The sequence below is a fragment of the Aeromonas sp. S15(2024) genome (assembly GCF_041402265.1).
Classification (GTDB): Bacteria; Pseudomonadota; Gammaproteobacteria; order Enterobacterales; family Aeromonadaceae; genus Aeromonas; species Aeromonas dhakensis.
Window position 1 is genome coordinate 78,437 of record NZ_JBGLQY010000005.1, and the last position, 21,113, is coordinate 99,549.

Sequence of the window (21,113 nt, forward strand, 5' to 3'; positions counted from 1 at the left end):
CTACTCCAGTTGCAACCAGGACTGGCGCCCCCCAAGGTCACCCGCCCCCTCTTCCAGCGTGACCGAGATATTGCCGCTGGAACCGCTGATGTACTTGCGCTCCATGTCGGCATCCTCCACCACGCTCGGCGTCGTGGTGAGCTCGTCAAACTGCTTGCCGCTGACCGGCACCTTGATGTCGTTGCCGCTGCCGTCCTTGATCCCCACATAGTCGTCATCATTGACGGCCCCATCGCCATTGACGTCGAACACCGAGTAGCTCAGACGCGCCCCCGAGACAGGATCCAGCTCCATCAGCCAGGAGCGTCCACCAAAGTCACAGGCATCCGCCGAGGGGATCAGGGTATTGAAGATCAGCCGTTTGTTGCGGTAGAGCATCTCCGAAACGGCTCGCTCCCCTACCCCCTTGCTCAACGCAGGGGATTTGAGCACCAGATACCACCCTTTCTGGCTGGTGTAGTTGACCGCCGTGTTGGAGACCACCCTCACATTGAACTTGATGGTGGTGCCATTGGCGGAGTATTCGTGGGTAATGCTCTGCTGCTGCAACTGGCTGGCAAGCACGGTCGCCCCCGCATCCCAAATGCCGTAGACAGCCTCCAGCCTGGGGGTTGCCGGCAACAGCTTGTCGTCATTGGTGAAATAGCTGCCGGTTCCCATCAGCACCATGATGCCCCCCTTGGGATGGCGGATGGCCAACGGGCGCATGGTGATGGGCTGGCGCGTGCTGGCAGAGCAGGTCCCGTTGCACGCCTGAAACAGCGGTTTTGGCTTGTTGCCGGTCTTGAAGGCACTCCCCCACTGGGCGCTGTTGTTGTCGGTCAGGTCGAATTTCCACAGATTGCCCTGCAGATCGCCGGCATAGACATAGTCCGCCACCCGATCGCCGTCCTCGTCCACCGGCAGGGGGGATGAGAGGCCATTTGGTTCGCTGGCCGAGCCCACCTGGGTATCTATCTCCTTGATCACGGCGCCGGTCGCCAGATCCAGCACAAACAGCCGGGCGGTCTGGCTGGTGCTGTTGTAGCCGTTGGCCACCAGCGCCACCCATTTGTTGCCGGACTTCACCCGGACCAGGGTCGGCGCAGCCAGCGCTACCCCCATCTCGGCGTTGGTAAACTCCCACAACATCTTGTCGGCGGTGAAGTTGTCGGGGGCCGTTACGTCGATGGCAAAGACCGCCTTGCCTCCGGCGCCGGTCGACCCCAGCAGCACGGTTTTCCAGCTGCTGCCAAGATAGGCATCCCCCACCTTGGGCGTACCGTCCACATAGTAGCGGTGGCTGTAATCCGGCTTGGTCAGCAGGCTCAGATCCCCCAGCAGGCTGGCCGGGATGTAGCCCAGCGTCTCCACCCCGTTGGCGACCCGAAAACCGTGCAGCATGCCGTCGTTGGCCCCCACGTAGAGCATGGGAGTACGGCGACTGATGGCCGTCGAGCCAAGGAAACTCTGGTAGCCCTCCCGCTCGGCCTGGGTCAGGCCGGTGGCGCTGCCATAGCCGTAGTCCCGGTTGCCGACATAGACGGGATCCGAGTTGATGATGTCCCCCAGCAGGTCGCTGCGACTGCGGAACAGGCCGCCATTGCTCTGCTCACTGCTGCGATCACCGCGCAAGTAGGCGACCCGGTTTTCCCCCTGGTTGTCACCGGCGAGGTTGAACAGGGCGCGATTGGTGGCGTTGAGATCGGCCCAGGTGAAGGGAATGCCGACCCCGTTCTGGCGAGTGAAGAGGCTGCGGGCGGTATGGGCAGGGATCTGGGTTGCGGCATCCCAGGCCATGTTGCCCAGCGAGCCGTCGCTGTTGAGCGGAATGGAGATGAGCTGCCCGGACCAGTCGCCACTGTTGTAGCGGGCCTGATAGATGTGGGTATTGCTGTCCAGCCGGGTGGCGTTGGCGGTCACCGAACTGGCGGAGCTGTTGCGTGCCGCAATCTGGGCCAGGGTACTGCTCAGGGCCGCGGCAAAGACGTCGGGATCACCCGCGCTGAAGAAGCTGCCCTTGCTGTTGAGCGCCGCGTGCCACAGGTCATCGATCTTGTACTCCGGAATATAGGTCGCGTTCTTGTACTCCTTGTCATCCGGATCATGGGGATTGGGCCAGCTGTTCGGGATGCCGTTGGCCGGATTGAGCGACCCGTTGACCCCGAGCCCCACGGTAAAGTTGACCAGATGCTGCCAGTTGGCGGGATCTACCGTGCTGGTCGGCACCTTGTCGGCCAGATCGGCACGCAGGTCTGTTTTCCAGTACTTGTAGGCCACGTCGGCCAGGGTATTGCTGTAGCCATCCTTGTCCAGATCCCCCACCGAGGGGGTATCCCCGTTCCAGTAGCCATCGGTCATCAGGATGTTGTAGCTCTGCCGGCAGGTGAGGTGGGGCAAGGTGCTGCCGGCGCTGGCCGCCCAGGGGCCATTGTTGTCGGTGCGGGAGAAATACTCCCCCACATCCTTCAGGCTGGTGCGCAGCGGCGTGCCGGCGGCCGGAATGTCGCGGCTGTAGAGGTCGCTGAAAAAGGCGCTGCGATCGGTGCCGGAGAAGGGCGCCACCCCGCGGATCACGCTGCCGCTGGCATTGATGGTGGCAAACCCCACCCGCAGGGCCTGTCCCTGACTGGCGAAGGCACGACCGACCCCGGCCCGGGCAGCCAGGATCCGGGAGCGATAGTAGGTGTACCAGTTGGCGAAGTTCTGAATCTCCTCCTCATAGGTACAGACAGGAGCACTCTTGCAGTCGCTGCGATTGGGACGCCCGCCATAGGTGCTGCCCGACTTTATCTCGACCCGGGTATAACTGCTCGCCCTCTTTACGTCACCGCTGCCCTTGTAGGCGAAATAGACGGCGGGCCAGAAGGTCTCGTCATCGTTGTAGTCGCTGGAGGAGAACCCGGTGTAGTAGCGCAACGACTTCGAGCGGTTGTTCTTGGTCAGGTCGCGACAGCCGGCGGCGATGTTGAAGGGGTTGTGCGGCGCGCAGCTGATGCTGGCATTCGCCATCAGGGTACCGTCCGCCTTGGCCCAGGGGCGGTAGCTCAGCAAGGGGTTGTAGTAGAGCTTGTTGTTGTTGCTCGAGCGGGTGTAGGCGTTGCGATCGTTGTTGCTGGTGAAGGTCACGGTCCGGTTGTCATAGTCCTCGCTGCCATAGACGTTGTCGGCACGGGGATAGACGTAGCGAGCGCTGTTTTCGATCAAATCCTCCGGCATCAGCTCGAAGTGCATCGAGCCGGAGTCATCCAGACTGAACATGATGTTGGGTTCGGCCCGGGTGCCGAGATAGAGGGGAACCTGGGCGATGTCGAGCGCCGCCTGCACCTGGGTGCAGAGCAACAGGGCACAAAATCCGTAGCCAGATGCACGCATGGTTCCCTCCTAGCGGCTGTAGGTCGATTGCAACAGCACCCGGCTCTCGTCCGAGAGGCCGAATCCCCGAGCCGTGATGCGATAAAGACGGCGCTCGCTGATGGGTTCGTCCACCGCCAGGCTCTCGTTGCTGCTCTGGGTGTAGGGCAGCCGCTCGATGAAGTACTCTGGGGCCCGTCCCGCCAGCCCGCTATTGGCATAGGTACGCCAGGCCGTGGAGGGAGAAGCGGGATCCACCGCCACGCTGACGAACTCATAGAGGCCGGCGCTGTTGTCGTAGGGGCCTGAGTTGCCTGCCTCCAGATAGCGCTCGGCAGCGCGCAGTGCCGCCTCTGCCGCCTGCAGCGCCTGTTGCGACTCCTTCTGGTTGCCCGCCATCTTCTCCTGCAGCAGGGCGCTCTGCATGCTGGCCATCGCCAGCAGGCTCACTACCGCGAGAAAAATCAGGCTGATCACCAGTGCCATTCCCCCTTGTCGCCCCATCATGCCTCCCTCCTCATGGCAGCCGGTTGCGCAAGGCGACCGTGGTTTCGGCCACCCAGTACCAGTGGCTGTCGGTTGCCTGGAAGGTCGCGCCGGCGAAGCTGATGGCCTGCGGATCCGACACCACATTGCCCTGGTTGCTGCGCATCAACAGCTGAACGCCGATCCCCAGCACGTTGTCCCAGTTCGGGTTGCTGGCGGCACTCACGTAACGATCCGCCGCCCGATCCCGGTTCTGATCCTCACCGAAGGTCAGCTGGATATCGGTGACCCCGTCCACCAGCGGCATGCCCGCCCCCAGCCCGCTCTTGCGATAGAGGGCATAGGGGGCGCCGGCCGAGGGACGGGCGATGTAATAGACCCGGGTTTCCATCCGGCTCAATACCGAACCGGCGCCGAAGCGCTCCTCGACCGGGCTGCTGGCTCCGCCCCAGGAGCTGACGGCATTGCCCGGGGTGTATTTGTTGTCGTTGGAGTGGCCGATGTTGACCTCGCTGCCCCCTCCCACCACTTGGGTCTGGGTGATCTGGAAGATCCGCGCCTTCTGGCAGTCGGAGACCATGACGATGTCCCCCTCGCACAGGTCGCTGTAGCCCTGCTTGCCGGTGCCGCAGTAGTTGGCCTTGCTGGAGAGTTGCTGCACGAACAGCTGGGCCGCACTGTTGTTGCGGGTCACCGGCACACCGCTGCCGGTAGGCCCTTGCACCAGCAGCACGTCGGTTCCCGGCTTGGGTTTGGGCTCGGCCGCGGTAAACAAGGCCGACAGCGGCGCAGGCAGCGTCGCCGTGACATTGTCATAGCCGCGCAGATAGACGGTGAAGTTGTAGGGCAACGCCGTCGCCCCGTTGAGGGTATTGGTGATGTTGACCCCCTGCTTGCTGAGGCAGCCCTGGTAACCCACCATCCGCAGCTCTTGTTGCAGCAGGTTGACGGCAAACCGGCTGTCCTCCTGCACCCGGGCGATGGCCTCACCGGTCAGGTAGGTTTTGTGGTTGCCAAGCAGCACCTGGATGATGACCCCGACCGTCAGCAGCGACAGCAGCAGGGCGATCATCACCTCCACCAGACCGACACCGGCCTGGCGCAGCAAGGTGCGCCGCCCGTTCACAGATCCGTCCTCAGGGTCATGCTGCGCAGCGCAGGCTCGGTGGCCAGCCGGCTGGCATCCCACTGGATGGTGATGGTCGCCTGTCCGGCACTCACGGCAATGGCCCCATCACCGCCGGGCAGGCCGCCGAGCGCCTGTTTCCAGTACTGCACATCCTGTATCGCCATCGAGCTGCCGGAGACCGCCTCCCCCATGCCGACGTTGTACTGGCCGAGCAGAGCCGCGCTGCGGTTGGCCCGCATCATGTCGGTGATCATGTAGGCAAACTGGGTCGCCTCGGTCCGGGTCAGGGCCGACTGATTGCTCTTGAGTGCCTGCAACTGCAAGGTCGCCATGCCGAGGATGCCGATCGACAACACCAGCACGGCGATCATGATTTCAAGCAGCGAGACGCCTTGCTGGTGCTTCATATGCAGCTGGTCTCCGTGATTGAAGGGCGGCCGGCCGGGGTGATCGTGATGTCGCGCGATGCCTCCTGAGCGCAGTCGGGCGGCTGCAGGGAAAACACCAGCGCCGCCTGGGTGCGACCATCGAGAAAGCCATTGCCACTGAAACGTACCAGCGACGTATTGCTGACCAGGGTGCCTGCCCCCATGTCGGGAAAGAGTCGCAGCAACTCGCCGTTGTCCAGGGTGCCGTTGCCGTTGCTGTCGACCCAGATCTGCCAACCTGATTCCCAGTGGTTCTGGGTCAGATTGCTGGTGGAGGCGGAGAGAGTGACCGCCGTATTGCGGCGAATGGCTTCGGAGCGGGCAAGGTTGATGGCGGCCACGAAGTTGTTGGCCTGGCTGGTCAACGTCATGTTGCGCATTATCGCGCTGAAGGAGGGGACTCCCAGCGTCAGCAGGATAGAGACGAGCGCAATGGTGACCATCAGCTCGATGAGGCTAAAACCTGAACGCAAAAACATCCTGTTTCGCTCTGATTTTGTCGGGGGGCCGGCTGCACATCCATCTGCCATCAAGCCGGTGATAAGTTCATCAGCAGTCTAGGCCGCGAACCTTCGCTTGCAATTCAATCTACTCAAATCTTGGACATACATCATCAAATTTCGCTGCGATCTCACGGCAAAGCGGCCAACAAGAGCCATAAGAATCACCCATGAAAAAGCCACCTCGCTGGAGGTGGCTCAATCAGAGACGGTGTAGTCCCGCAGGGGACGCATCGCTCACAGGATGCGCAGTTCCGGCGGCACTTCAAACACCACGTTCTCTTCACGACCGGGGTGTTCGGCCACCACCTTGCCGCCCAGCTCGCGCAGACGGGTGATGACGGACTGCACCAGCACCTCGGGCGCGGAGGCACCGGCGGTGACACCGATCGCCTTGACTCCCGCCAGCCAACCGGCCTCGATCATGGAGGCGTCGTCGATGAGGTAGGCCTTGGCGCCCACCTTCTCGGCCAGCTCCCGCAAGCGGTTGGAGTTGGAGGAGTTGCGCGACCCCACCACCAGCATGGCGTCCACCAGCCCGGCCATCTCCCGCACCGCATCCTGGCGGTTCTGGGTGGCGTAGCAGATGTCATCCTTGCGCGGCCCCTGGATCTTGGGGAAGTGCGCCCGCAACGCATCGATCACGTCCGAGGTCTCGTCCACGCTGAGGGTGGTCTGGGTGACGAAGCAGAGGTCGTCCGGGTTCTTCACCTTGAGCCTGGCCACGTCTGCCGGCGTCTCCACCAGATACATGCCGCCCTCGCGATTCTCGTACTGCCCCATGGTACCGATCACCTCGGGGTGGCCGGCGTGGCCGATGAGCACGGCTTCGGAGCCCTTGCGACTGGCGCGATGGACCTCCATGTGCACCTTGGTCACCAGCGGACAGGTGGCATCGAACACCTTGAGGGCGCGGGACTTGGCCATCTCGCGCACCGCCTTGGAGACGCCGTGGGCGGAGAAGATGACGATGCTGTCGTCCGGCACCTCATCCAGCTCCTCGACGAAGACGGCGCCCGCCTCCTTGAGCTTGTTCACCACGTAGCGGTTGTGCACCACTTCATGACGGACATAGATGGGGGCACCGAACTTCTCCAGCGCGCTCTCGACGATGCTGATGGCGCGGTCGACACCGGCACAGAAGCCGCGGGGATTTGCGAGCAGGATATCCATCAGTGCACCTTCTCCTCGTCATCAACCCCCAGGATCTCCACCTCGAAGGTGACGGTGTGACCGGCCAGGGGATGGTTGAAATCGACCGTCACCGACATACCTGCCACCGCCCGGACGATACCCGGCAGCTCGCTGCCGTTGGGCTGGTCGAACAGTATGATGGTGCCGACTTTCGGCTCCACATCGGCGCCGAACTTGGCGCGGTCCAGATGGTAAATGTTGTCGGGGTTGGAGAGGCCAAAGGCCTCTTCCGGCGCCAGGGTGAAGCTCTTGCTCTCCCCTTCGCGCAGCCCCAGCAGGCACTGCTCGAAGCTCGGCGTCAGACTGCCGTCGCCCATCCGCAGACGGGCCGGCTTGCCGTGCAGCGCCGTGCTGTCGGCCACCGAGCCGTCTTCCAGCTTGATGGCGAAATGGAACAGTACGCTGCTGTCCGCAGCAATCAGCTGACTCATGAGTTCGCGTCCTGTTTTTTCTCGCCACGCAAGCCGTCCAGCACGATCATGGCGGCACCGATGAAGATGAAGCTGTCGGCCAGATTGAACGCCGGCCAATGGGCGCGCTGCCAGTAGAAGTCGAGGAAGTCGACCACATGACCCAGCACCAGCCGGTCAAACACGTTGCCGAGCGCCCCGCCGATGATCAGCGAGTAGGCGATGCCGCTCCAGCGCTGGGTGACCGACTGTTTGCGCAGCCAGTGGATCAGCAGGCCGCAGATGGCGAACGCCAGCACGGCGAAGAACCAGCGCTGCCAGCCGCCTTGATCCGCCAGGAAGCTGAAAGCAGCCCCCTTGTTGTAGACGTGGACCAGGTTGAAGAAGGGGGTGATCTCCACCCCCGGATAGCCAAACGGCAGCAGCTTGACCACGGCGAGCTTGCTCGCCTGGTCCAGTACGAAGGCCAGCACCGCCAGCCACAGCCAACGCAGGCCGCTTTTATGTTGAGTCATGTTCATCAGGCAAATTGACGAGTTTCGCCGTCACCCTCGACGTTGGTGACGCAGCGGCCACAGATCTCTTCGTGGCCCGCGATGGTGCCCACGTCTTCCACATGGTGCCAGCAGCGGTCGCACTTGGCGGCGGCAGACTGGGCCACGCTCAGCCACAGGTCATCGCGCTCGGTTGCCACGGCCTCAGCCGGTGCGGCATCGACGCTGACCACCTTGGCCTTGGAGGTAAGCAGCACGAAGCGCAGCTCATCGGCCAGGGCGTTCAGACGCGCAGCCAGCTCAGGCTTGGCGAACAGAGTCAGCTCGGCCTGCAGAGAACCGCCGATGCGCTTCTCGCCACGGGCCACTTCCAGCGCCTTGTTCACTTCACCGCGCACGGTGAGGATCTCGGCCCAGAACTCGTCGTTCAGCACTTCGCCCGCTTCCAGCCCGAACAGGCCGTCGTACCACTCCTCGGTGAACACGAACTCGCCGCGCTCGCCCGGCAGCAGGGCCCAGATCTCGTCGGCAGTGAAGCTCATGATGGGCGCCATCCAGCGCACCATGGCTTCAGCGATGTGATAGAGGGCGGTCTGGCAGGAGCGACGGGCCAGGCTGTCAGCCTTGGCGGTGTACTGACGATCCTTGATGACGTCCAGATAGAAGGAGCCCATCTCGATGGAGCAGAACTGCATCAGCTTCTGGGTCACACCGTGGAAGTTGTACTCGTCGAACGCCGCCACGATCTCGGCCTGTACTGCTTTGGCACGGCCCACCGCCCAGCGATCCACCACCACCATGTCGGCCGGTGCCACCATGTCGGTCGCCGGATTGAAGCCGTTCAGGTTGGCCAGCAGGAAGCGGGCGGTGTTGCGGATACGGCGATAGGCGTCGGCGGAGCGCTTGAGGATCTCGTCGGAAACGGTCATCTCGCCGGTGTAGTCGGTGCTGGCAACCCACAGACGCAGGATGTCGGCACCCAGCTTGTTCATCACGTCCTGCGGGCTCACCACGTTGCCGATGGACTTGGACATCTTGCGGCCCTGACCGTCCACGGTGAAGCCATGAGTCAGCACCTGGTTGTAGGGGGCCTTGTCCTTCATGGCGACGCCGATCATCAGGGAGGACATGAACCAGCCGCGGTGCTGGTCAGAGCCTTCCAGATACATGTCGGCCGGCTTGCCGTTGAACTCGGGACGGGCATCGACCACGGAGGCGTGGGTAGAGCCGGAGTCAAACCAGACGTCCAGGGTATCGGGCACCTTCTCGTAGTTGTCGGCGTCCGCGCCCAGCAGCTCGGCCTTGTCCAGATCCCACCAGGCCTGGATACCGGACTGCTCGACCCGCTTGGCCACCTCTTCCATCAGACGCACGGAATCCGGGTGCAGCGCCTGGGTATCCTTGTGGACGAACAGGGAGATGGGCACGCCCCAGGTACGCTGACGGGAGATACACCAGTCAGGACGGTTCTCGACCATCGCCTGAATGCGGTTTTTACCCCAGGCAGGCACCCAGCCGCTCTGACCGTGCTGGGCAATGCCCTCTTTCTCGATGCGCTCGATCTCTTCCAGGGCACGCTGCCGAAGACCCTTCTGTTCCATGCTGATGAACCACTGCGGAGTGGCACGGAAGATGATCGGGGTCTTGTGACGCCAGCAGTGCGGGTAGGAGTGGTTGAACACCTTGTGATGCAGCAGGGCGCCACGCTCGGTCAGCACCTCGACCACGGCCGCATTGGCCTTGAACACATGCTGGCCGGCAAACAGTTCGGTATCCGGCAGATAGACGCCGTTGCTGCCAACCGGGTTGGCCACTTCCAGACCGTACTTCTGACCGACCACGAAGTCTTCCTGACCGTGGCCAGGGGCGGTGTGCACCGCGCCGGTACCGGCGTCCAGGGTGACGTGATCACCCAGCACCACAGGCACGTCGAAGCTGTAGAAGGGGTGGTTGAAGCGCAGCAGCTCGAGCGCCGCGCCCTTGGCGTAGCCCAGGTTGTGGAAGTGCTCGATGCCGGCGCGATCCATCACGTCCTTTACCAGCTCGGCGGCCAGGATCAGACGCTCGGGATTGTCACCCTCGACCTGCACCAGCGCATAGTCGAGATCGGCGTGCATGGCGATGGCGCGGTTGGCCGGCAGGGTCCACGGGGTGGTGGTCCAGATCACGGCAGAGAGGGGCCCCTTGCCGGTGTGGCCTTCGGCGCAGTCAAACTTGGCGGCAACGGCAGCCTCGTCGACGGCCTTGAAGCGCACGTCGATGGAGGGGGAGTTCTTGTCGTAGTACTCCACCTCGGCTTCAGCCAGCGCGGAGCCGCAATCGGTACACCAGTGCACCGGCTTGGAGCCTTTGTGCAGGTGGCCGTTTTCAACGATCTTGGCCATGGAGCGGATGATGTTGGCTTCGGTGCCAAAATCCATGGTCAGGTAGGGGTGTTCCCAGTCACCCAGCACGCCCAGACGGATGAAGTCGGTCTTCTGCGCTTCGATCTGGGTCTTGGCGTATTTGCGGCACTCGGCACGGAACTCGGCGGCGGAAACCTTCTCGCCCGGCTTGCCGACCATGCCTTCCACTTTCAGCTCGATGGGCAGACCGTGGCAGTCCCAGCCCGGCACGTAGGGGGAGTCGAAGCCGGAGAGGCCCTTGGACTTGATGATGATGTCTTTGAGGATCTTGTTGACCGAGTGACCGATGTGAATGCTGCCGTTCGCATAGGGGGGGCCATCGTGCAGAATGAACGAAGGCTTGCCCGCTTTGGCGCGGCGAATGGCGCCGTAAAGATCCTGATCGTACCAACGTTTCAGCATGTTGGGTTCGCGCTTGGCCAGATCGCCACGCATCGGAAACTCGGTTTCCGGAAGATTCAGGGTGTGTTTATAGTCGCTCATCAGTCCTGGGTTCCCTTCTTTTCTAAAAGAGTGCTGGGTAAATGAAATTGTGGCAGCCCGAACCAGGCTCGGGCCGCCAGGGCATCTCGTTCGATCTGCTCTTTCAAGGCGGTGAAAGAGGCAAACTTCTGCTCTTCGCGCAGCTTGTGGCGAAGCAGCACCTTGACCTGTTGACCATAAAGGTCGCCAGAAAAATCAAATAGATGTACTTCCAATCTGGCTTGTGTACCGCTCAAGGTCGGCCGTACACCCACATTGGCGACACCGGGGAAGGTCTTGCCGGAACATATCACTTCCACCGCGAACACGCCACCGACCGGGATCACCTGACGCTTGAGGGCCAGATTGGCGGTGGGAAAACCTATGGTGCGGCCCAGCTTTTCACCGTGGGCCACCCGACCGCTGATGGTGTAGGGACGGCCGAGCATCAGCTCCACCTCCGCCATCCGGCCGGCCGCGAGGGCCTCGCGCACTAGCGTGCTGCTGACCCGCTGGCGGGAAAGCTGGAAACTCTGGGTGCTGATCACCTCGAAGCCGAAGCGCCGGCCGGCCTCCTCCAGCAGGTGGAAGTCCCCTTCCCGCCCCTTGCCGAAGCGAAAATCGTCGCCGACCACCAGATAGTGCACGCCGAGTTTCTCCACCAGCAGTTGCTCGATGAAGGTGGTGGCGGACTGCTCGGCAAAGCGGTGGTTGAAGCGCACGCAGAGCATGCGATCGATCTGCATCCCCTTGAGCGCCTCGTACTTCTCCCGCAGGCGGCTGAGGCGGGCCGGCGCCGCGGCCCCGGCAAACAGCTCCAGCGGCTGGGGTTCGAACAGCATGACGCAGGCCGGCAGGCCGAGCTGGGCGGCCTTTTCCTGCAAGCGAGCCAGCACGGCATGATGACCCTGATGGACCCCATCAAAGTTGCCAATGGTCAATACACACCCCCGGTGACGGGGCTTGATATTGTGAATACCGCGGATAAGCTCCATCAGTGCCTTGTGCTTTGCTGCTATGAAAATCGCCGGATTATATATCAGGCGGCACGCCGGGTCAGCCCTGTTGCTGACCCGATTTCAGCCGCTCCGCCCCGACAACAGGTTCAGGTGGGGCTATCTCGCCGCAGGGGCTGACTCAGTCGTCCCGCCCCGCTCTCAGATCTCTTGGCCGGATCCCAAGCGCCAGCAGGACACCGGCATAGATGGCGCCCCCCACGACCAGCAGCATGGCCAGCTGCATGGTCGCCTTGCTCATGTGCCAGGCGCCCCACTGGGCCAGATCCGGAGAGAGGTACAAGAGCACGCCCCCCATCAGCAGGCTGGCGGTCAGCAGCTTGAGACAGAACATCCCGGTGTGACGGGACGGGCGGTAGACGCTCTGCTGATGAAGCCCCCTGAACAGCAAAGCCGCGTTCAGTGTGCCCGAGCAGGCGGTCGAGAGGGCCAGCCCCACGTAGCCAAGCGGATAGATGAAGAGCAGGTTGCAGACCATGTTGGCCGCCATCGAGATCATCCCGATCCGCACCGGCGTGCGGGTATCCTGGCGGGCGTAGTAGCCCGGTGCCAGCACCTTGATCAGCATCAGCGACAGCAAGCCCGTGGTCGATGCCAGCAAACTGGCGCTCGACATGCTCACCTCGTGCAGGCCGAACTCGCCGCGCATGAACAGCACCCGCAGGATGGGCTCGCGCAGCACGGCGATGCCCACCATGGCCGGCAGGCCGAGCAGCATCACCATCCGCACCCCCCAGTCCATGGTACGGGAGAAGTCGGCCGGGTCGGCATCCACGTGCTTCTTGGCCAGCGCCGGCAGAATGACGGTGCTGATGGCGACGCCGAACATGCCGAGCGGGAACTCCAGCAGCCGGTCCGAGTAATAGAGATAGCTGATGGCACCGGTCGCCAGGAAGGAGGCGAGCATGGTGTTGACCAGCAGGTTGATCTGGCTGACCGAGACCCCGAACAGGGCCGGGATCATCAGGGTGCGGATCTTCACCACCCCCGGGTGGTGCCAACCCCACTTGGGCCACACCAGCATGTTGAGCTGGCGCAGGAACGGGAACTGGAACAGGAACTGCACCAGACCGCCGAGGAAGACACCGATGGCCAGTGCCAGCTCGGGGTTGTCGAGCCAGGGTGAAATCCACCAGGCGGCGGCAATCATGGTGATGTTGAGGAAGATGGGGGTAAAGGAGGAGACCCCGAAGCGGCCGAAGGTGTTGAGAATGGCCCCCGCCATGGCGGTGAAGGTGATGAACCAGAGGTAGGGGAAGGTGATCTTGAGCATCAGGCTTGCCATCTCGAACTTCTCGGCCGCCGGCCCGCCGTGCAGCCAGTCCCAGAACCAGCCCCAGCCAAACAGGGCCGTCAGCACGCCTGACCCCAGCACCCCGAGCAGGGTGACCACAGTAACGATCCCCCCCAGGGTGCCCGCCACCGCAGCCAGCAACTCGCGCACTTCGCTCTCGTCACCCTTTTTCTTGTACTCCGTCATCACGGGAACAAAGGCCTGGTTGAAGGCACCTTCGGCGAACAGGCGGCGCAGAAAGTTGGGAATGCGGTTGGCAAAGAAGAAGACGTCTGCGGCCACCCCGGCGCCAAGCAGATTGGCGATGACCACATCGCGAACCAAGCCCATAACGCGGGACGCCAACGTCATTCCGGACACTATCATGCCGGATTTGATCAATTTCTTACTCAAGACGAGGCCTCTGGAACTGTCGGAATGAAAAGAATGCTGATAGAATCGGCCGACAGTTTAACCGTCTCCCACCTGACACACCACCGGGGGGCGGTGTTTATTTGCACAAATCATTTGACAATATGTGGTTGAGAAGGCATATTTCCGGGCCTTTTCAATACACTCGCTAAGACAGTTTTAGGAGTTTTACCTTGGCTAACATCAAATCTGCTAAGAAGCGCGCTCTTCAGTCAGAGAAACGTCGTCAGCACAACGCCAGCCGTCGTTCCATGACCCGTACCTACCTGAAGAAAGTCATCGCTGCCATCGCCTCCGGCGACAAGGCTGCTGCGACTGCCGCTTTCGCTGTTGCTCAGCCGATCATGGATCGTATGGCGACCAAAGGCCTGATCCACAAGAACAAAGCTGCTCGTCACAAGAGCCGCCTGTCTGCCCAGATCAAAGCTATGGCTTAATCAGCTTCTGCTGATAAAGCTGAAAAAACCGGCCTTTGTGCCGGTTTTTTATTTCTGTTCGCTGCAGTACAACTTGTGCAGCAACCCTATCATCTCGCGCACCTCGTAGCTGCGCAGCGAATAGTAGACCGTCTGGGCCTCCTTGCGCGTCTCCACCAGTTCATCCCGCCGCAGCACGGCCAGGTGTTGTGACAACGCCGACTGACTCAGACCAAGCCGCTCGTTGAGCTCCCCCACCGACAGCTCCCGCTCCAGCAGCTGGCACAGGATAAACAACCGCCGTTCATTGGCCAGCGCCTTGAGCAGTGCCACCGCCCGGCTCGCATTGGCCTCCATCTCTTCCAGTTGCATCTCATTCCCTCTCGTTCGAGGCAAGAATCATACTCTGTGGCCCGTCAATTTAAAATGACAGGGTTGCCGGTTGAATCATGGCAAAGTCCTCCTGGCCGGCAAACAGGAAGGAGAAATCACTCTCGCATACCCGTTTTACCGCCGGGTGCTGGATCATCCGCTCGGCGAAGATGACGTAGTACTCCTCCATCAGATCCTGGGTCTCGCCCAGCAGCATCACCCCCTCCCCTTCCAGGATCTCCTCCCGGTAGATGGTGGGTGCCATGAAGATGCCCTGGTTGAAGAAGCCGAACGCCTTCATCAGGGCCGCATCGTCAAACTCGCCGAGAATGCTGGGGGAGACCCCCTGCTGCTCGAACCACTGGGTCAGCTGGCGACCCATGGCGGTACGCCGGCCGGGGATCAGCAGCTTGCGCTCTTCCAGACAGGCGGGAAACGGCAGCGATGGCAGCGGCGCCTTGCAGAAGAAGCTGACCCCGCAACCACCGAGTCGCTTGGAGAGCAGGCCGGCGTGCTGGCTGGAGTCCACCGGGCAGTCGGAGAGGATCATGTCGAGCTTGTGTTCGCTCAGCTGCTCCAGCAACAGCTCGTGGGTCGATTCGAAGCAGCGCAGGTGGATGGAGCCATCATTGGGGATGACGGAGAGCAGCACCCGGCTGGCGAGGCGTTTGGAGAGGGCGTCGGCGATGCCAACGTCGAACAGGATCTGGCTCTCCTTGCGGTAGTTGACGATATCCAGCATCTCGTAGGAGAGGCTGAACATCTTGTCGGCATAACGGAACACCAGCTGGCCCAGCTCGGTCGCCTCCAGGGAGCGCCCCTTTCTTATCAGCAATTTACCGCCAAGGCGCTGCTCCAGCAGCTTGATCTGGCCGGTGACGGTCTGCGGGGTCAAAAAGAGGGCTTCCGCCGCTTGCGTGACGGAGCCCTTCTTCTGGGTCATCCAAAAATAATAGAGATGATTGTAGTTAAGGTGTGACATCCGATGGGGTTCCCGCCTGGCGCGGGCTCCGGTAGCAGCTGAGTTCAGCCGCCAGAATGTCATACATGTCGCTGATCGAGTCAACCTTGTTCGCGCCGAACTGCTCCTGCAGGTGGGCCTTGAGGCTGACCGGATCCGGCATCCGCTCCCCGCAGTAGCGCTTGTTGGACTGCTTGACCCGCTCGCCGGCCCGGCTGCTCAGCGCCCGCTCGGCGAAGGTCTCGCCAAACTGCGCCTTGGCCTGCTTGTCCCCCAGCAGCAGGGCGCTGTCGACCACGCCGCTGAGGTAGGCCGAGCAGCTGGCCGAGGCAGCATCCTGCTGGCAATCCTGCAGACTGCCGGCCCAGGCCGCCTGGCTCAGCGCCAGCATGGCCAACCATCCTACTCTTTTCATAACCCCTCCGTGCTTTGATCGGCCTCCCGGTTCGGGAGCGCCATGCGCAGGGCGAGATAACCGACGATCGCCGCCAGGGTGGATCCCACCAGGATCCCGAGGCGAGAGTAGCTGCCGTAATCCAATCCGCCGTGCTCGAAGGCCAGCGAGGCGATGAACATCGACATGGTAAAGCCGATGCCACACAGAATGCTGACCGCAAAGATCTGTCTGAAGTTGACCCCGGGTGGCAGTTGGGCAATGCCCAGCTTGACCGACAGCCAGCTGATGGTGAACACCCCGAGCGGCTTGCCGATGAACAGCCCCAGCATGATGCCCATGGGCACCGGGCTCAGCAGGGAGGATAGACCTATCCCTTCCAGCGACACCCCGGCGTTGGCAAAGGCGAACAGCGGCAGGATCAGGTAGGCACTCCAGGGGTGCAGGGCATGCTCTAGATGCTTGAGTGGCGACTCATAACGCTTGCCGTTGAGCGGGATCATGAAGCCCACCACCACGCCGGCCAGGGTCGCATGGACGCCCGACTTCAGCACCGCCACCCAGAGCACCAGCCCGACCAGCATGTAGAGGCTGATCCGATCCTCACCGCGGCGATTCATCCACAGCAGGGTCAGGGTCGCCAGGATGCCGATCGCCAGCGCCGTCAGCGACAACTGCTGGGTGTAGAACAGGGCTATGATGATGATAACCCCCAGGTCATCCATGATGGCCAGCGCCAGCAGAAACACCTTGAGGCTCACCGGCACCCGCTTGCCCAGCAGCGCCATCACCCCGAGGGCAAAGGCGATGTCGGTAGCGGCGGGAATGGCCCAGCCGGCACGCGCCACTTCGTCCGAGTAATTGAAGAAGGCATAGATCAGGGCCGGCGCCAGCATGCCACCCACCGCCGCGATGGCCGGGAAGGTGGCCTGCACCCGGGAAGAGAGGGCCCCTTCCAGCATCTCGCGCTTCACCTCGAGGCCGACCAGCAGGAAGAAGACAGCCATGAAGCCGTCGTTGATCCAGAGCAGCAGCGGCTTGTTGATGTCAAGGGCGGCAATGCGCACCTGCACCTGGGTATCGAGGAAAGCCTGATAACTGCCGGCCAGGCCGCTGTTGGCCAGGATCATGGCCAGCATGGCTGCCATGATCAGAATTATTCCGGAGGCGGCCTCCAGCTTGAGGAACTTCTTGATTACGTCGCTCATGGTTAAAATATCCACAGTCTTACTTTGATTTGAGTCTATATCCGATAACAATCCGTGAAAAATCGTTTCTTACTGCGAAATACAACGAAAAAACCGAAGGCAAAATCAAACATGCCTGCTATAAGCAGGTTTTCTCTCGGGCAGATATCACTCGAAACTCCCCCATAAGAATGAATATTCTGTGGTTTTTATGCATAAAAAAGGCACCTCATGGGCGCCTTTCACATCAGATGGCGACGGGCGCCTTGATGCCGGGATGGGGGTCGTAACCCTCGATCTCGAAATCCTCGAACCGGTAGTCGAAGATGGAGTCCGGCTTGCGTTTGATCAGCAGGGTCGGCAGCGGGCGCGGCTCGCGGGAGAGCTGCAGCGCGGTCTGCTCCATGTGGTTGGAGTAGAGGTGCACGTCACCACCGGTCCAGACGAAGTCCCCCACCTCCAGGTCGCACTGCTGGGCCATCATGTGGGTCAGCAAAGCATAGCTGGCGATGTTGAACGGCAGGCCGAGGAAGACGTCACAGCTGCGCTGATAGAGCTGGCAGGAGAGTTTGCCATCCGCCACGTAGAACTGGAAAAAGGCGTGGCAGGGGGCCAGCGCCATCTTGTCCAGCTCGCCCACATTCCAGGCGGAGACGATGATGCGACGGGAATCCGGGTTGTGCTTGATGTCGTCCACCGCCTTCTGGATCTGGTCGATGACAGAGCCATCAGCCGCCGGCCAGGAGCGCCACTGGGCACCGTATACCGGGCCCAGATCGCCGTTCTCGTCGGCCCACTCGTCCCAGATGCTGACGCCGTGCTCTTTCAGATAAGCGGTGTTGGTGTCGCCATTGAGGAACCAGAGCAGCTCGTGAATGATGGAGCGCAGGTGGCACTTCTTGGTGGTCACCAGCGGAAAGCCTTCGGCCAGGTTGAAGCGCATCTGATGGCCGAACAGGGAGACGGTGCCGGTGCCGGTGCGGTCGGACTTGACGGTGCCCTCATCCAGGATCTTCTGCATCAGGTCGAGATAGGCTCTCATTGTTTTGCCTCCTTCACGGCGTTGCCGAACAGCTGCGGGCGCTTGTAGGCGGCCCAGATCATCAGGGCACCGATGAGGATCATCGGAGTAGAGAGGATCTGGCCCATGCTTATCTCGTTGAAGTAGAGCCCCAGCTGGCTGTCAGGTTGGCGCACGAATTCCACCAGGAAGCGGAACAGGCCGTAGAACAGCAGGAACATGCCGGAGATGGCGCCGCGCGGCGGGTTCTTGCGCCAGAACAGGTTGAGGATGATGAACAGTACCACCCCTTCCAGTGCGAACTGGTAGAGCTGGGAGGGATGGCGCGGCTCGGGGCCGGCTTCCGGGAAGATGATGGCCCAGGGCACATCGGTGACCCGACCCCACAGCTCGCCGTTGAGGAAGTTGCCGATGCGGCCGACGCCGAGGCCAAACGGAATGAGCGGTGCCACGAAATCGGCCACGGTAAAGAAGTGGCGCTTGGTCTTGTGGGCAAACCAGACCATGGCGGTGATGACCCCGATCAGGCCGCCATGGAACGACATGCCACCGGTCCAGATCTTGAACAGGTAGAGAGGATCGGCCAGAAACATGTCGAAGTTGTAGAACAGCACGTAACCGACCCGACCACCCAAGATCACCCCGAGGAAGCCGTAAAACAGCAGGTCGGACACCTCGTTGCGGGTCCAGCCGCTGTTCGGCGCATCGGCGCGACGCCCCGCCAGCCACATGGCAAAAGCGAAGCCAAACAGGTACATGAGACCATACCAGCGTACCGATAGTGGTCCCAAACTGAATGCTACGGGATCAATCTGCGAGAAAACCCAATATCCATCGTGCTGCATATGCGGCCCCAGTCATAAGAAAAGCCGCATTTTCCGATCATTCGTCAGCAGGGACAAGGCATGATTATCAATCAGTCTGTTTCGTTTTGTGACCGGCACGCAGCAAACCGCCCAGGCCGTGCTCTTCCAGATAGCGGGCAAACAGGCCGCGCAGCACATGGGGATTGTCGTGCTTGAGGCCGTCGGTCAGCAGCACAGTCAGCTCGCTCAGGTTGGCCTGGCGCAGTACGTACTTGATGCGGGCGATGTTGTGGGTGTTCATGCTGAAGCGGCGATAGCCCATGGCCAGCAGCAGCAACACCCCCACCGGATCACCGGCCAGCTCGCCACAGACCGAGACCGGTTTGTGGTAGCGATGGGAGGCATCGACCAGCAGCTGCAGGGCGCGGATCACCGCCGGATGGAAGGCGTCGTAGATGTTGGCGACCCGGGCGTTGTTGCGATCCACCGCCAGCAGGTACTGGGTCAGGTCGTTGCTGCCCACCGACCAGAAGTCGATGAGCGGCGCCATCTCGGGCAGGATGTAGAGGGCGGAAGGCACCTCGATCATCACCCCCAGGCTCGGGTAGCGGATCACCGCACTGCGGCTGGCCGCCTCTTCCGACACCTCGCGCCACGCCTGATCCAGCAGGCGGCGAGAGGCCTTGATTTCACTGACGCTGCTGATCATCGGCAGCATGATGGCCAGATTGTCCAGCCCTTCGCTGGCCCGCAGCATCGCCTTGAGCTGCACCAGGAACAGTTCGGGGTGATCCAGGGTGAGCCGGATCCCCCGCCAGCCAAGGAAGGGATTTTCCTCGACGATGGGGAAATAGGGCAACTGCTTGTCACCCCCCACATCCAGGGTCCGCATGCAGACCGGCCGGTTGCGATAGGTCTCCAGAATGCCGCGATAACGGGCGGTTTGCTCCCACTCGGAGGGGAAGCTGTCCTGCAGCATGAAGGGGATCTCGGTGCGATAGAGGCCGACCCCGTCCGCCAGCTGATTGAGAGAGATCTCGGTGTCGGCGCTGAGGCCGGCGTTGAGCAGCAGAGAGACAGGCACGCCATCGGCGGTCTCGGAGGGCTGATTGTCGACGCTGCGCACCAGAGTATCGAGCGCCCGCTCCTCGCTCAACAGCTGACGATACTCGGTCAGGATCACCTGATTGGGCTCGATGAAGAGATCGCCGCTGTAACCGTCGACCACCAGCATGCGACCACCGATGTCGCCGAGCGGCAGATCCACCCCCATGATGGCCGCCACCCCCATGGCGCGGGCCAGGATGGCGGCGTGGGAGTTGGTCCCCCCCTTGAGGGACACCACCCCGGTCAGGAACTCGCGGGGCACCTCGGCGAGGATGGTAGCCGTCACCTCATCGGCAACCAGCACCACAGGCTCGCCGATGGCGATGTGCTCGGGCTCGTTTTGCACCAGCCGGCTGATGAGCCGCTGAGCGATGTCCTTCACATCGGTGGAGCGCTCCTGCAGATAGGGATCCTTCATCCCCTTGAACTGCTCGATGAGACGATCGCTGATGAGTTTGACCGCCGAGACCGCCGTCCAGTGCTCCTTGCTCACCTTGTTGCGGATCGGCTTGATGTAGCCGGGATCGTCCAGCAGATGCAGGTAGATATCGAAGATCGCCACCGAGTCCTGGCTGTAACTCTCGCGAAAACGCAGGGCCAGGCTCTCCAGATCGTGGCGCACCTCTTCCACCGCCACGTTCAGCCGCGCCAGCTGGCTGGCGTGATCCTCATCCTTGCGCGGGGTGATGGAGCGCAGCTCCTTGCGTGGCCGCCATACCCAGGCCTTGGCCATGGCGATGCCGCTGGCCCCGGCAATGCCGCGCAGCGGCTTGCTCCAGTCGGTCTTCTGCAGCCACCCCTTGGCCTGAGCCTGGGCGATGCGCGCCGCCAGCTGGGCCGCCAGGGTGACCATGAAGGACTCCTCCCCCTCATCGAAGAGACGGCTCTCCTTCTGCTGCACCACCAGAATACCCACCACCTGGCGCTGATGCATGATGGGGGCGCCGAGGAAGGAGCGAAACGCCTCTTCGGCCACATCGGGCAGGAATTTGAAACTGGGGTGGGAGGGGGCATCGGCCAGGTTGATCAGCTCTTCACGCTGACCCACCAAGCCGACGATACCCTGCTCGAACGGCAAGGTGGCCTTGCCCACCGCCGACTCGGCCAGACCGTCGGTCGCAGCCAGCCGGTAGCGGCGCATTTCAGGTTCGGAGACATAAACGGAACAGCAGTCCACCGACATGGCCAGCCGGGTCTGGCTGACCAATGCCTGCAAGGCCAGCTCGAGGGTATTGGCTTCGGCCATGCTTTCGACGATGCGTCTGAGTTCCGTTAACAACTAATCTG

At 62.1% G+C, this 21,113-nt stretch carries 19 protein-coding genes; 1 reads left to right on the plus strand and 18 read right to left on the minus strand.

The genetic code is table 11. The annotated features are described in order from the left end of the window. From ACB033_RS12665 to murJ, 11 genes are all read right to left on the minus strand, one after another. Positions 1-3,354: a pilus assembly protein gene (locus ACB033_RS12665; RefSeq protein ID WP_139725750.1), complete on the minus strand. Its 3,354-nt coding sequence runs from the start codon at positions 3,352-3,354 to the stop codon at positions 1-3. A gap of 9 nt (positions 3,355-3,363) precedes the next feature. Continuing rightward, a complete protein-coding gene (locus ACB033_RS12670) occupies positions 3,364-3,840 on the minus strand; it encodes a PilX N-terminal domain-containing pilus assembly protein (RefSeq protein WP_005308830.1) in 477 nt (158 codons plus the stop codon). 10 nt (positions 3,841-3,850) lie between these two features. Beyond that, positions 3,851-4,945, minus strand: a complete 1,095-nt coding sequence (locus ACB033_RS12675; RefSeq protein ID WP_139725751.1) for a PilW family protein — start codon at positions 4,943-4,945, stop codon at positions 3,851-3,853. Further along, the gene (gene tppB, locus ACB033_RS12680; protein WP_139725752.1) at positions 4,942-5,355 is read right to left on the minus strand and encodes a type IVa pilus pseudopilin TppB; all 414 of its coding nucleotides are present in this window, start codon (positions 5,353-5,355) and stop codon (positions 4,942-4,944) included. The genes ACB033_RS12675 and tppB overlap by 4 nt, the downstream gene beginning before the upstream one ends. Beyond that, positions 5,352-5,855 carry a type IVa pilus pseudopilin TppE gene (gene tppE, locus ACB033_RS12685; protein ID WP_010635136.1) on the minus strand — a complete coding sequence of 168 codons (504 nt, stop codon included), beginning with the start codon at positions 5,853-5,855 and terminating at the stop codon, positions 5,352-5,354. Before tppE ends, tppB begins: the two co-directional genes overlap by 4 nt. Positions 5,856-6,113: 258 nt before the next feature. Further along, the gene (ispH, locus tag ACB033_RS12690; protein ID WP_005308820.1) at positions 6,114-7,049 is read right to left on the minus strand and encodes a 4-hydroxy-3-methylbut-2-enyl diphosphate reductase; all 936 of its coding nucleotides are present in this window, start codon (positions 7,047-7,049) and stop codon (positions 6,114-6,116) included. Further along, positions 7,049-7,501: an FKBP-type peptidyl-prolyl cis-trans isomerase gene (gene fkpB, locus ACB033_RS12695; RefSeq protein WP_005308818.1), complete on the minus strand. Its 453-nt coding sequence runs from the start codon at positions 7,499-7,501 to the stop codon at positions 7,049-7,051. Before fkpB ends, ispH begins: the two co-directional genes overlap by 1 nt. Continuing rightward, complete coding sequence (lspA, locus tag ACB033_RS12700; RefSeq protein ID WP_017763995.1) at positions 7,498-8,001, minus strand: signal peptidase II; 504 nt, start codon at positions 7,999-8,001, stop codon at positions 7,498-7,500. Before lspA ends, fkpB begins: the two co-directional genes overlap by 4 nt. Next, positions 8,001-10,862, minus strand: a complete 2,862-nt coding sequence (ileS, locus tag ACB033_RS12705) for an isoleucine--tRNA ligase (RefSeq protein ID WP_017782215.1) — start codon at positions 10,860-10,862, stop codon at positions 8,001-8,003. The genes lspA and ileS overlap by 1 nt, the downstream gene beginning before the upstream one ends. Further along, positions 10,862-11,836: a bifunctional riboflavin kinase/FAD synthetase gene (gene ribF, locus ACB033_RS12710; RefSeq protein WP_005308812.1), complete on the minus strand. Its 975-nt coding sequence runs from the start codon at positions 11,834-11,836 to the stop codon at positions 10,862-10,864. Before ribF ends, ileS begins: the two co-directional genes overlap by 1 nt. Before the next feature lie 142 nt (positions 11,837-11,978). Beyond that, positions 11,979-13,544 (minus strand): murein biosynthesis integral membrane protein MurJ, encoded by a 1,566-nt coding sequence (gene murJ, locus ACB033_RS12715; RefSeq protein WP_017780266.1) that lies wholly within the window; start codon positions 13,542-13,544, stop codon positions 11,979-11,981. Positions 13,545-13,735: 191 nt separating this feature from the next. On the opposite strand from murJ, the gene rpsT reads away from it, so the two are divergent. After that, a complete protein-coding gene (gene rpsT, locus ACB033_RS12720) occupies positions 13,736-13,999 on the plus strand; it encodes a 30S ribosomal protein S20 (RefSeq protein ID WP_005308808.1) in 264 nt (87 codons plus the stop codon). 48 nt (positions 14,000-14,047) lie between these two features. On the opposite strand, the gene ACB033_RS12725 is transcribed toward rpsT, so the two are convergent. The 7 genes from ACB033_RS12725 to ptsP all read right to left on the minus strand — a co-directional run bounded on the left by ACB033_RS12725 (position 14,048) and on the right by ptsP (position 21,105). After that, entirely contained in the window at positions 14,048-14,350 is a 303-nt protein-coding gene (locus ACB033_RS12725; protein ID WP_005308804.1) for a metalloregulator ArsR/SmtB family transcription factor, read from the minus strand. A 49-nt stretch (positions 14,351-14,399) separates the two neighbouring features. Then, positions 14,400-15,332 (minus strand): transcriptional activator NhaR, encoded by a 933-nt coding sequence (gene nhaR, locus ACB033_RS12730; protein ID WP_005308802.1) that lies wholly within the window; start codon positions 15,330-15,332, stop codon positions 14,400-14,402. Then, complete coding sequence (locus ACB033_RS12735) at positions 15,319-15,702, minus strand: hypothetical protein (protein WP_005308716.1); 384 nt, start codon at positions 15,700-15,702, stop codon at positions 15,319-15,321. Before ACB033_RS12735 ends, nhaR begins: the two co-directional genes overlap by 14 nt. Before the next feature lie 20 nt (positions 15,703-15,722). After that, positions 15,723-16,913, minus strand: a complete 1,191-nt coding sequence (gene nhaA, locus ACB033_RS12740) for a Na+/H+ antiporter NhaA (protein WP_005308714.1) — start codon at positions 16,911-16,913, stop codon at positions 15,723-15,725. A 226-nt stretch (positions 16,914-17,139) separates the two neighbouring features. Continuing rightward, complete coding sequence (gene thyA / locus ACB033_RS12745; RefSeq protein WP_139431175.1) at positions 17,140-17,934, minus strand: thymidylate synthase; 795 nt, start codon at positions 17,932-17,934, stop codon at positions 17,140-17,142. After that, entirely contained in the window at positions 17,931-18,758 is an 828-nt protein-coding gene (lgt, locus tag ACB033_RS12750) for a prolipoprotein diacylglyceryl transferase (protein WP_017765294.1), read from the minus strand. Before lgt ends, thyA begins: the two co-directional genes overlap by 4 nt. 67 nt (positions 18,759-18,825) lie before the next feature. After that, entirely contained in the window at positions 18,826-21,105 is a 2,280-nt protein-coding gene (gene ptsP, locus ACB033_RS12755; RefSeq protein WP_123247112.1) for a phosphoenolpyruvate--protein phosphotransferase, read from the minus strand. Between the last annotated feature and the right edge of the window lie 8 nt (positions 21,106-21,113).